This window comes from Abyssisolibacter fermentans (assembly GCF_001559865.1).
GTDB lineage: Bacteria > Bacillota > Clostridia > Tissierellales > MCWD3 > Abyssisolibacter > Abyssisolibacter fermentans.
The window spans coordinates 13,013-26,309 of sequence record NZ_LOHE01000056.1 but is presented as its reverse complement, the minus strand read 5'-3'; the positions used below and the strand labels follow the sequence as shown (position 1 = coordinate 26,309).

The window sequence follows — 13,297 nt, the reverse complement described above, 5'->3', positions numbered from 1 at the left end:
TTTTAGGAGGTATCATATTATGTTGACTTTTACAAAGCCCAATACAAAATTAAAACATATCCATTTTATTGGTATTGGTGGAATAAGCATGAGTGGACTAGCTGAAATATGCTTAAATAATGGTTACATTGTATCTGGTTCCGATATGAAAAGTTCACTTATTATTAAAAAGCTTGAAAAAAAAGGTGCTAGGATATATATAAGTCATGATAGAAAAAATATAGAAAAAGCAGACCTAGTTATATATACTTCTGCTATCAAAGATGACAATCCTGAATTAATTGAAGCTAAAAAAAGAAAAATAGAAACTGTTGATAGGGCAACTTTTTTAGGTAATCTAATGAAAGATTATAAGCAATCTATATCAGTTTCTGGAACACATGGCAAAACAACTACAACAGGTATGTTAGCAACTATACTTCAAGATTCAAATGATGATCCAACTATTTTATTAGGAGGGAACCTTGATTCTATTGGTGGAAATATTAAAATAGGTTCAAATAACGTTTTACTCACTGAAGCATGTGAATATAAAGGTAATTTTTTAAAATTCTATCCAACTATTGAAGTTATTCTAAACATAGATAAAGATCACATGGACTATTTTACTTCAATTGAACATATTATTGACACATTTAAAAAATTTACAGATTTGATACCTATCAATGGTACTTTAGTTATAAATGGTGATGATCACAATTGTAAAAAATTGTTTGAAAAATTTAAATGTGACTTTGTCACTTTTGGTATAGATAACACTTGCAATTATTCAGCTAAAGATATTGAAACAAATGGTAATTCTATTAGTTATATGCTTACTATTAATAATAAAATAAAAAGACATGTTAAATTAAATGTTATTGGTAAACATAATGTTTATAATTCTCTAGCGGCAATAGCTTCTGCTCATATATATGGATTGGATTTAGACTATATTATATCTTCAATTTCAAATTTTTATGGAACTGAGAGAAGGTTTCAATACAAAGGTATTGTAAACAATATGACTATTATTGATGATTATGGTCATCATCCTACTGCAATCAAAGCTACCCTAAGTTCTACTAGTAAATTGAATCATAATCATTTATGGTGTGTTTTTCAACCACATACTTATTCTAGAACATACGAGCTTTTAGATGACTTTTCTAATGCATTTTATGATTGTGATTTTGTTATAATAACTGACATTTATGCTGCACGAGAAAATGACACTGGTATTGTTCATTCAAAAGATTTAGTTGAAAAGTTAAAAGCTAATGGTATAAATGCAACATATATTCAAGATTTCAATGATATTTCGAGCTATATACTTTCTAATGGTTCTCAAAATGATATTGTTATAACTATGGGTGCTGGAGATATCTATGAAGTTGGCAATAAATTAATACAATAAAACAAAGCACTAGAACCACCGAAGCAAAGTTCCTTTCTCACGTTTAGAAATACGAGACTTAATAATCAATAAATGTATAAATTGAAAATTTACGGACACAATAATAGCGTAAAATATACCTTAGTCCCCACTCCCCATTAAACAAAGTCTTCGATAATAATTTGTTGTAGACTTTGTTTATATTTATTTATAGAAATTATAGATTATAATTTCCTAATCCTAAATATTAAAAAAATCTCCTTTTTATGAGGAGATTCTTTATTTTACTATTCTTGTACATTGTAAAGTTCTAATATATATTCTTTTATCTTTTCAGAATCGTGACGGAAATAATCGCCCTTCTTAGCAGACCCTGGTAATACTTTCATAGTTATATCTTTATCAGGATCTATTCCAATTGCATTTTTAGCATATATAAGCATGTCTGTTAAAGGCATATCTGTTCTTACATAATTAAAACAAGTCTTAATTACTGCAGGTAGTTTAAAGCTTAATGCTTTATTTATTGCTGATTTTAAAAACTGTTGCTGCGATTTTATTCTACCAAGATCTCCATCTTTGTAACCATTTCCATTCGAACTCTTCCTGAACCTTAAAAATTTAACTGCATTCTCACCATCTAGCACTTGTTTTCCTTTTGGTATGTCTATATGCAAACTTTTGCCAACAGTTGTATCATCGTATTTCATATGAAATGGAACGGTTACTTCTACTCCACCAAGTGTATTAACTATTTCTTCTACGCCTTCATATTTAACACTAACATAGTAATGGATTGGGATCCCACCAAGTATTTTTGAAACAGCATTCATAGTTCCTTTTGCATTACTTCTACCATATACTGCATTAATTTTCTTTTGATCAGCATTATTATGTCCCGCTTCACTATAATAAGTATCTCTAGGTATTGAAAGCAAGTCCATTTTTTTTGTTTTCGAATCAAAACTTGCAAATATTATAGTATCAGTTCTAGTATCTTCTAAGCCCAATAAAAGTACATTAACTCTCTTACTATCATCTATAGCTCTCTTTAATGGATCTTTTTTTACATTATCACTTTCTTTAATATCATCACCTATAACCTTGGATTCTGGAATATTAGGATCAACTTGTGGATCATAAATTTTCATATAAGCTATTACTCCTGCTCCAACTGCTAATGCAAAGCATAAAAAAGCAGCTATAAAAATTTTAATAAAATGTTTCATTTTTGGTTACCCCTTCTCTTAAAATTTTTATACATTATCTATTGTGTCTTTTCCTATTTTATTAGTCACGTCATAAAATTCATTTCATGAATATTATATTATAATTTTAATAAAAAATAAAATGTTTTACTAATAATTCTATTTTTATATATACATGGAATGTTTTTATTTTTTATCATTGGCTACTTTGTTTTCTTCTTTTACATCATAAAGTTTCATTACATATTCTCTAGTCATTTTAGGATCATGGAAAAAATAAGATAATCCGTCTTTCATCCTAGCTTTGCCAGATAACACTGACATACTTATATCTTCTGATGGATTTATTCCATAAACATCTTTCGCATACATAAGCATATCTGTTAAAGGCATATCTGTTTTAACACAGCTAAAACTTTTTTTTATAACTATTGGAAGTCTAAAACCTAATGCTTTATTAATAGCAGATTTTATAAATTGTTGTTGTGCTCTTACTCTGCCTAAATCTCCATCTCTATAACCTTTTCTATATCTTAAAAACTTTACAGCATTTTTCCCATCTAAAGTTTGTAGACCCTTTGGTATATCTATGTGCAAACTTTTACCAACCGTAGTATCGTGATATACCATGTGAAATGGGACATTTACTTCTACTCCACCTAGTGAATCTACAATATCTTCAACACCTTTATATGTTATACTGACATAGTAATGTATTGGTACGCCTCCAAGCAAAGTGGAAACTGCATTCATAGTTCCTTTTGCATTACTTCTGCCATACTTTGCATTTATCTTCTTTTGGTCTGGCTTGTTATACCCTTTATCCCAATAATAAGTATCTCTAGGAATTGAAAGCATGTCCACTTTCTTTGTTTTTGGGTCAAAACTTGCAAATATTATAGTATCAGTTCTAGTACTCTCTAATCCTAATAAGAGAACATTAACTCTCTTACTGTTATTTATAGCTATTTTAAATGGATCTTTTTCCTCATTGTTATTATTAACGTTATCTCCTACATCTATAGGGTTTTTGGGATTATTAGAATCCAAATCATCCTGTGGATCATATATTTTCATGTATGCCATTACCCCAGCTCCAACTGCTAATGCAAAACACAAAAAAGCAATTGCAAAAATTTTGATAAAATACTTCATATTATGTGTCCCTTCTTTCTCATTTAACTCATTATAATGAATTCACTCTAAATCATAGATTTAGTTCTCTGCTTAAATGATACTAATTTTATCATATACAAAAATCATATATTTTATAACAACAAAAGCAATTACGTAGTAATTGTAACACACCGTTTCAACAAGGCTAAAGCTTTCACACCACCTGTTAAATCTAATCGGTAACCGTCACCTATATAGATTTGGAAACATCTTACACCTTGTTATAACAACGAAAGCAATTATGTAGTAATTGCAACACACCGTTTCAACAAGACAGAAGATTTCACACCGTATGTTAAATCTAATCAATGATACCCACCACCTATAGAGGGCGGGGACATTTTGCGCCTTGTTCTAATACATAAATAATTATATTTGAAAAATATTAAAAATTATATTACAATTGTATATCAAATAAATAAGTACTAATTGATTATTACATTATTTTCATTTTATTTGAATTTTTCAATACTCAAGATTATATCATTATTTAATTACATTTTCAAATAACCTTTTTATTTTTTAAGGAAACTCCTACTACCTTGGTTCCTAACAGTAAAACTCCCCACATCGTAAAAAAACTAGTATATTAAATACTAGTTTTTGTTTCCTATTAACATATTTTGTATGCTTTGAGCATTTGTTGGTGGGCTAAACAGGTATCCCTGTATTTTATCACAACTCTTTAATTTTAAGAAATTTAACTGTTCTTCAGTTTCTACTCCTTCAGCAGTTACATTCATATTTAGATTATGCCCTATATCTAGTATTGACGAAATTAAAGCTTTATTATTCATATTATCTCCTAAACTAGATACAAATGATTTATCTATCTTTAGTGTATTGAAATTAAATTTATTCAAATAGCTTAATGAAGAATATCCTGTTCCAAAATCGTCTAAAGCTATACTTATACCCATTTCTTTAAATTTCTTTAAAGTTATTGCAATATTTTCATTACACACTAATACACTTTCTGTTATTTCAAGTTCTAAATACTTAGGATCCATTCCAGTTTCCTTTAATATCCTTTTAACACTCTCTATAAAATCAATTTGCCTTAGCTGAACAATTGAAATATTTACAGATATTATTATAGGAGTACAACCACAATTTATCCATTTCATGTTTTGCTCACATGCAGATTTCAATATCCATTCACCTAATTGTATTATTGTGCCATTTTTTTCTGCTAAATGTATAAAGTCGTCAGGTTTTATCAATCCTTTATGTGAACTTTGCCATCTTACCAATGCTTCGACACCTATTATTTTTTGCTTTTCTATATTCATTATTGGTTGAAACTCTAAATAGAATTCATTATTTTCTAATCCACTTAAAATGCTGTTTTCTGTAATCATTCTATCAAAAAGATTTTCATTCATAACCTCTTTGTAAAACTCGTAAGTACCTCCACCTTTTTCCTTTACATAGTGCATAGCTATACTTGCATTTTTCACCAAATCGTATGCACTGCTACTTTTATATGTATCCATACAAATACCAATACTAGTTTTTATATGAAGTTTTTTCCTATCTATTATCCATATCTTATTTAAAGATTCTAATATATTTTTAACAAAATTTATAACTTCGCTCTTATTTTCAACATAATCTAAAATTATAGCGAATTCATCTTCTCCAACTCTACTTACTGTATATTTATTATTTACTATATATTTTAACTCATTAGCAATATGTTTTAATAATTTATCGCCTGAATTATATCCATATATATCATTTATTGGTTTTAATTCATCTATACCAATTAAGACAACTGTAGCTTTATTATTATTACATATGCTAACTAAGATTTCATTAAAAAATCTTTTATTTGGTAAACAAGTCAAGTGATCATAATAAGTCATTTTACCTATTTTGTCCATCATTTTATTGAAGTCTTTTGCTGCTTCTCCTATTTCATCATCACTATTAATATTTGCTCTAATACTCATATTTCCTAATGCTGCTATGTTAAAAACTTCTTTTAGTTTGATAATTGGTTTTGAAATAGAATCAGCTAACAAAACTGACATTATGATAGCTACTAATATTCCCCCAAAACCTACTACAATAAGTTCTTTAGTTACCTTCATTACAGGATTAAAAACTATATTCTTAGAAACCTCAGTTATTATTCTCCAATTATTCGTACATGGTATCTTACTGTAGTAATATAAATTTTTATAATTACTATTAAAGACATGTCCTGATTCGCCTGAAAGTATAATTTCAGCTGCACTTGCAAAGCTTTTGCTAATATACTTTGATTCTTTTCTGATATTACTCTCCATCATAGCCGAATCTTCGAAATGAGTTAAAACCAAACCCTCTCCGTTCACTAATACGCTGTTACTTGATTCTGCATTGGTATTTAAGATATCCATTATATTACTTAAACTTTTTAATGATATTGCTGCCCCTAAAACTCCAACTATATCTCCTTTTAAATCTTTTATTGGAGAAGCTATAACAATTAACTTTTCTCCATCAAATTTTGATATAAGTGGATTGGATATTACATTTTGCCCTTTTATCGCCTTTGTAAAATAATCTCTATTAGTAATATCTATTATATAATGTGAAAATTTATAATCATGATCTGTGCTTACAATGCTTTTACACTTACCATTTATATCACTAATAAAAAAATCTTTATATACAGATTTTTCTGCTTTTAGTTCTTTCTTTAAAAATTGTGATGCATCATTCCAGTTTTGTTTTTTAAACACATCCATTCTTGAATATATAGAAACTTCGTTAGTCTTTTCGTTAAGCCAAGTATCAATCATATAAGCATAATCTTTTATATTTTTTTCATATTGCTTATCTAAAACATACGTTAAACTGTTACTTGTAAAAAAATATGCCATGATAATTAAAGCTATAGCTACAAAACTACTAATAAACAATGAAACAAATAGCATTTTGTTTTTGATACTTTTAAATTTAATTTTACTCATTATCTCAGCTCCTATATATGCTATTTATAATAATCTTATATTATCCCAGATTATTCATAGAAAATTAAATACCTTTTATTAATGAACCTCATTCTTCAAATGAATAAGCGGCAAACCAGAAACTCATTCCAAGAATGAGTAAGCTATTCACATAAAATCACAGATTTTAGTTCTCTGCTCATGATTATAAGAAATCCATCAAATGGCGGGCATACCAACTCGGTATGCCTTCGAATTCACTGGAATCTTCTAATTCAAAATTATACAGCATACTATTCAAAGTTATATAAATAATCAGGGATATTATCTATAAAAAATATCCTCAATTACAAATCATTATGACTCTAATGTCGTTTTTGTACCTCACATTACGTCTGAATAAGCGATCGACACTAAATTGAATTTTAGGTTCTTAGCTCATAATTCAGAACTATACATCGCATTATGGAGAATCAGTTATAATTAGTGTACTAATAAATATTCTATTAAACATTGTTTTTTCCTTTATTATATGTGATTTTTATCCATTGTTTTACGTTTTTAGGGATGTAGTCCCATATTTGTCTTTATTTAAACTTTTGCCTATATCATTTAAATGTACCTAATGTCCTAAAGTTACCTTCAAAACAACAATGTATTTTTCTTTGCAAAAACTTTAACGAACTTTCTTATATACATTAAAGCAAGTTCAGCATCAACACTGAACTTGCTTTTTTTCAAAGCCTATTATTTTATTGTTTATTCTTTCTAGCTCTAGAAATTGACCAGTATAAACCACCATATAAGAAAATAAATCCGAATATAAGCATTATCCATGCTCCAATAGGCATATTATTCCTCCTTCTATAATATTGCTCTTTTTGTAATCTATAGACAATCACAAAACTTCAAACAGTAGATAAGTTATAATTTCGTAAATAAATTAGAGTATAAAGCTATATTGAAATTAAATAATAAATCTATGATTTTGAATATTACTTAGCTAATCTTTTTTCAGCACTAGATTTAGTTCTACCTAATATGAAAGAGACTATAACAACAACTATAGTTACTGCCCAACCTCCAATTGCTATTGACCACATTGGATATCCACCATATAATGTACCGTTTATTGCATCTTTAACCTCTTGAATAATGTTAGCAACTAATATAATCAAAAGTACTAATGGTGAAATGTATTTTAGCATTACATTGTACCATGATCCTAGTTTTATATCTGATATTGGATTAACATAGTCTCTAACCTTCTGAGCTGAATAAACCCAACCAACAACTATTGCTTCAAAAAATGCCACTGATATAATTCCAAAGTTATTAACATATCTATCAACTATATCTAACCAATGTAAACCAGCTTTTGTTGCATATAAAAAACTAATAATAAATCCAACAAAAACAACCCAACGTGTTACTTTTTTCTTATTCAATTCCCATTTATCAGAAATACCTGCAACAATACCCTCTACTAAAGAAAACGCTGAATCAATACCTAATGTTAATAACATAATAAAAAATACTAATGCAAATATCACTCTTCCAAAAGGTAATAGGTTTATAGCTTCAGGATAAACCCAAAATGCTAAACCTACTCCACCACTTCCAGCAACCTCTGCTACTGTTGAACCTTTTTGTAATGCCATATATCCCAATGTTCCAAATACAGCAAACCCTGCCATGAAGCTAATACCACAGTTAGAAAGTGCAGTTATAATAGCATTATTAGTAATATCCGATTTTTTAGGTAAGTAACTTGCATATGCCATCATTACACCAAATGCTAAACTCAATGAAAAGAATATTTGACCGTATGCTGCTGCCCAAACCTTGGGATCTAATAGTTTTGAAAAATCAGGATTTAAGTAGTATTTAATACCATCTATAGCTCCATCTAACGTTAAACCTCTTATTACAAGTATTCCTAGCATTATTATAGGTAAAGGTACTGTCCACTTAACTACCTTGCCCACAGATTTTACACCATCTTTAATAGTCAAATAGATAGCTATCCAAGCTATAATTAATCCTATAACTACAGGAATACTAAAGCCGCCTAATACTCCAGGTCCGCTAGAAATTTCAAGTACATGATTTAAGAAAAAATCTTGCGGTACATTTCCCCATGCCAATTTAATTGAGTACCATAGATAATCAAATACCCAAGCCATTATAACACTGTAATAAGTAATAATTACAAAAGCTATTCCCAGTGCCCACCAACCTATGCCTTCAGATCTTTTTTTTATGCTACCAAATGAAGTAGGCGCACCTGCTTGAAACTTATGTCCAATAGAAAATTCCATAATTAATAAAGGTATACCAGCTGTAATAAGTGCAATAAAATAAGGGATTAAGAAAGCTCCTCCTCCATTTGTGGCAGCCTGATAAGGAAATCTCCATGCATTTCCTAGCCCTGCTGCTGAACCTATAGCTGCAAAAATAAAAATAGTTCTGCTATTCCATCTCTGCCTATTTTCCATAATTTAACCGTTATGTAGGATTTACAAATCTAATAATAACTTAATTATTAATAAAATTTAACCTACTTCCCTGTTCACCGAGTACAATTTTGTAATTTCAAATGAAATATACTACTTTCGTTTGGTCACACTCTCCCAGGGCGTAAAATCGGATGTAATTCACCCTACATATTAGCATTATCTATTAAATAGAGTCATGCTAATCAACGGTATTCCAACTCCTTTCATATTAAATTTGACCATTTAATCAATTATCATATTAATTGGTTAAACACGAAGACTAAAGGTAAGTCAAAGTCTCCCTTTCAATCTTTATAGATAATATTTCATCAAAACTTTAAATAAAATTAATCCTACCCTCCTTTGTTTTTTTGATTAATTCAGTAACTCTTTAACCCTAATTATTCATACTAAAGTTCAACAATATGCTGTCAATTTTGGGTTAAAGTCATTTTGAAAATATTGTTGATTTTATGTTTAAATACATTAAGTCTTGGATTTGATTTTGAATAGTTATTAAACTTAGGTAAGTTTGTTAAAATAAATTATGATACTAATTTAAGAAATGATAATGTTGATAATAATGAGTGGTATTATGTGTTATTGCTTGTATATATTGTATCATGTTTGTAGTATGTTTACAATAATTACTTTTTTGATTTAACCCTATATAAATATATATTCATTTAATTATATGTTCATTCATATATAGTTAAATATAAAAATCTATTAAAGATATATTCTCCAACACCTTAATCAATAAATTCTCTCCTCTAACTTATAGAAATGTGTGCCTTAAAAGAACAATAAACAGCATACGCCGCGTTAATCTTGGTTACTCATATACATATTTTCTAATCACATCTACTCTAGTCAAACAGTAACCAACTGCTCTAGTAACTGTTTCAACCAACAAATTCACTAGGGCTCAATCTGAGGTTTCTTTGTAGGTGACTTTTAAGAAGCACTTTTTTCAGCGCTTCTATAAAATGAAAAAAATTGCTTCTTTACAGGAACCAGCAAAGATTCTCAGATTCGTGCCCCTCTCCATTTGGTAATGTATCTAACCGTTTTTTCTGACAACACACTCACAACGTCTGACCCTAAAGAAATCAAACCATTAAATCCTTTAGAAGCTACATGACATTTTTTGACCACGACATTGATGCCTATATTTTTTCATCTTTATATTATCATAAAAATTTAGGCATCTCCGAGTAAAAAAAATGTCTTGTATGCCTTCAACCCACAAACATTGAGCTACACTTACTTCAAAGGTTGATCCTAACTACTATCTATTTTTTTAACTCTTATTGAAAAAGTAGAACATTCTTATTATAAAATAAAGACCGCTATTAGCGGTCTTATATATTGTTATTCATTCTATTATTAAGTTTTTGTTTTAAATCTTCAAAGCCTTTTTTGCCTAATAACGCAAACATATTTTTCTTATACGCTTCAACCCCGGGTTGATTAAATGGATTTACACCTGATAAAATACCACTTATAGCACATGCTTTTTCAAAGAAATATATAAGATTACCAAAATAATATTCATTCATTCTAGGTACTTCTATTGTTATATTAGGACAACCGCCATCCAAATGCGCTATGTTAGTTCCTTCCATAGCCATTTTGTTTATATAACTTAATTTTTTTGAAGCTAGATAGTTTAAACCATCTAAATTCTCTTCATCGCTTTGTATTACAATATCTGATTTCATGTCGTCTATTTTTATTACAGTTTCAAATATATCTCGTCTTCCCTCTTGAATATATTGACCCAATGAATGCAAATCAGTAGTCAAATCAACTGAAGCTGGAAAAATACCCTTATTATCTTTTCCTTCACTTTCTCCAAATAATTGCTTCCACCATTCGCTCAAATAATGTAGTGATGGTTCGTAATTTGCTAAGATTTCAATATATTTACCTTTATTATACATTATATTTCTTATTGCAGCATATCTATAGCAATCATTTTCCATTAAATTATCATTATTATATTCTTCAAAGGCATCTTTAGCACCTTTCAAGATTTCATTGATATTTATACCCGAAACAGCCATTGGTAGTAATCCTACAGGTGTTAAAATAGAAAATCTTCCACCTATGTCACTTGGTATTACAAAAGATTCAAACCCTTCTAAAGATGCTAATGTTCTTAATGCTCCACTATCCTTGTCCGTAGTTATGAAAATTCTATCTTTTAACTCATCTTCACTATATTTTTCCTTCATCAAATCTTTAATAATTCTAAAAACGACTGCTGTTTCTGTAGTTGTACCTGATTTTGAAATAACATTTATACTTATATCCTTGTCCTTCACTACATCAAGTAGATGATTAATATATGTAGCACTTAAGTTATTACCTGCATAATAAATCTCAGGTGCTTGTCTTCGAGCCCTAGGTAACATATTAAAAAAACTGTGTTTTAAAGCAGATACACCTGCTCTAGTACCCAAATATGATCCTCCAATACCTATGACTATAAATGCATCTGAATTCTTTTTAATTTTACTAGCAGCACTATTTATTTTATTTAATAAATTAGTACTATATTGAATCGGATAATTTACCCAACCTAAATATGAGTTTTCTTTATCAACATCCTGATGAAGTTTTTTATGAGAAGAAGATACTAAATGTGCCATATATTCAAACTCTTCATCACATATTAATGAATTTTTATAATTTACAGCTATTTTTTTCATGAAATTCCCTCCTGCTTAAAATATTTATTTATACCAAGATTATTATATGAATTAAAATTTAACTTTTAAAATAGCTAAATCATCTTGCTTATTAACATAGCGTAATTGTCTCATTTTATTTTGTATTATATCTAATATTTTGTCATTTTTATTTTCTTTTATTATCTCAATGAATTTTTCAAATCCAAGCAATTCATCCTGTTCATTTTTAGCTTCTATTATACCATCTGTGTATAGTAAAAGGCTATCTCCTTTAGCTAAATCAATATTTTTTTCTTTATATTCTATATTATCAAATAAATTAGTAATAGGATATCCTTGCATCTCTAATAATATTATCCTATCATCTTTTATTAAAACAGGTATACAATTATGCCCAGCATTAGTATAAGTAAAAACTTTTTCAACTTTATCTATTATACCATAGAAGATTGTAAAATATTTATCATCATCTAACCTCAGCTGCACAAAACTTTTATGCAACTCGCTCAATGCATCTGCGGGCCTCTTATGAACATCTTTTATAGCTCTCATCGTCTGCCTAATAAACATTGTCATCATTGATGCAGTTACACCATGTCCAACTACATCACTTATATATACTCCTAAATACCTATCATCAATTTCAAAAATATCAAAGATGTCTCCACTTAAATGTTTAGATGGTTCATAGATATAATCTACTTTAATAGAACTAAATTCTCCTTTATGTGGAAGTATTTTTTGTTGCAATAACATTGCAAATTCAATATCGTTCTCCATTTTTATATTTTCACTTGTAATCTGTTCTTCAAGATTTTTCTGCTTTGTAATGTCTCTAAAAACTTCAACAGCTGCATATATATTACCCTTTTCATCTCTTATAGGAGAACTTTTTACAGAAAATATTTTATCTTCAACAGCTTCCTCTTTAGTATGAGACATACCAGTTTCTATTGTCTTTTTGGATATACAATTTTTACATTTATCATCCTTGCATAATAATGTATAACATTTAGAACCAATTATTGATTCACCTATATCTTTTACTAGTGTTTTATTAGCATATATTACTTTACCTTCAATACTTACAACCCTTACCCAGTCTATCATTCCATCTAATATATCAAATGCAAAATTACATTCAAATGTCGTTTCCAATTTTCTAATCACTCCTCTTTACCTAGTATGATTAAATTTAATATATAGTCTATACCATATTAACCGTTATAGCAATGCTAACATTTATTATCAATTATTTAAAGTGTTCTAGTTTTATAAAATGACTATATATCAAATTTAAAAGTTTTTATAGGTCAAAGTATATATTTTTTAATATATTATGTAAAAAAATTATATATAACCAATAAATATATGTTAAAATAAGAAATAGAAATGAAAA

Annotated in this window: 8 protein-coding genes; 1 reads left to right on the top strand and 7 read right to left on the bottom strand. The window is 28.4% G+C overall.

Annotated features, from left to right (window positions below):
- The first annotated feature begins 22 nt into the window (after window positions 1-22).
- Window positions 23-1,396, top strand: a complete 1,374-nt coding sequence (gene murC, locus AYC61_RS09635) for a UDP-N-acetylmuramate--L-alanine ligase (protein WP_420806809.1) — start codon at window positions 23-25, stop codon at window positions 1,394-1,396.
- Window positions 1,397-1,662: 266 nt separating this feature from the next.
- On the opposite strand, the gene AYC61_RS09630 is transcribed toward murC, so the two are convergent.
- From AYC61_RS09630 to AYC61_RS09605, 7 genes are all read right to left on the bottom strand, one after another.
- Entirely contained in the window at window positions 1,663-2,604 is a 942-nt protein-coding gene (locus AYC61_RS09630) for an LCP family protein (RefSeq protein WP_066500716.1), read from the bottom strand.
- A 165-nt stretch (window positions 2,605-2,769) separates the two neighbouring features.
- The gene (locus AYC61_RS09625; RefSeq protein WP_066500715.1) at window positions 2,770-3,738 is read right to left on the bottom strand and encodes an LCP family protein; all 969 of its coding nucleotides are present in this window, start codon (window positions 3,736-3,738) and stop codon (window positions 2,770-2,772) included.
- Between the two features lie 617 nt (window positions 3,739-4,355).
- Window positions 4,356-6,722, bottom strand: coding sequence for an EAL domain-containing protein (locus AYC61_RS09620; protein ID WP_066500713.1), 2,367 nt, complete (start codon window positions 6,720-6,722; stop codon window positions 4,356-4,358).
- 731 nt (window positions 6,723-7,453) lie between these two features.
- Entirely contained in the window at window positions 7,454-7,552 is a 99-nt protein-coding gene (locus AYC61_RS21240; protein WP_156456418.1) for a MetS family NSS transporter small subunit, read from the bottom strand.
- A gap of 144 nt (window positions 7,553-7,696) precedes the next feature.
- Window positions 7,697-9,199, bottom strand: a complete 1,503-nt coding sequence (locus tag AYC61_RS09615) for a sodium-dependent transporter (RefSeq protein ID WP_066500706.1) — start codon at window positions 9,197-9,199, stop codon at window positions 7,697-7,699.
- 1,364 nt (window positions 9,200-10,563) lie between these two features.
- Window positions 10,564-11,916: a glucose-6-phosphate isomerase gene (locus AYC61_RS09610; RefSeq protein WP_066500702.1), complete on the bottom strand. Its 1,353-nt coding sequence runs from the start codon at window positions 11,914-11,916 to the stop codon at window positions 10,564-10,566.
- A 51-nt stretch (window positions 11,917-11,967) separates the two neighbouring features.
- Window positions 11,968-13,056, bottom strand: a complete 1,089-nt coding sequence (locus tag AYC61_RS09605; RefSeq protein WP_066500701.1) for a PP2C family protein-serine/threonine phosphatase — start codon at window positions 13,054-13,056, stop codon at window positions 11,968-11,970.
- Between the last annotated feature and the right edge of the window lie 241 nt (window positions 13,057-13,297).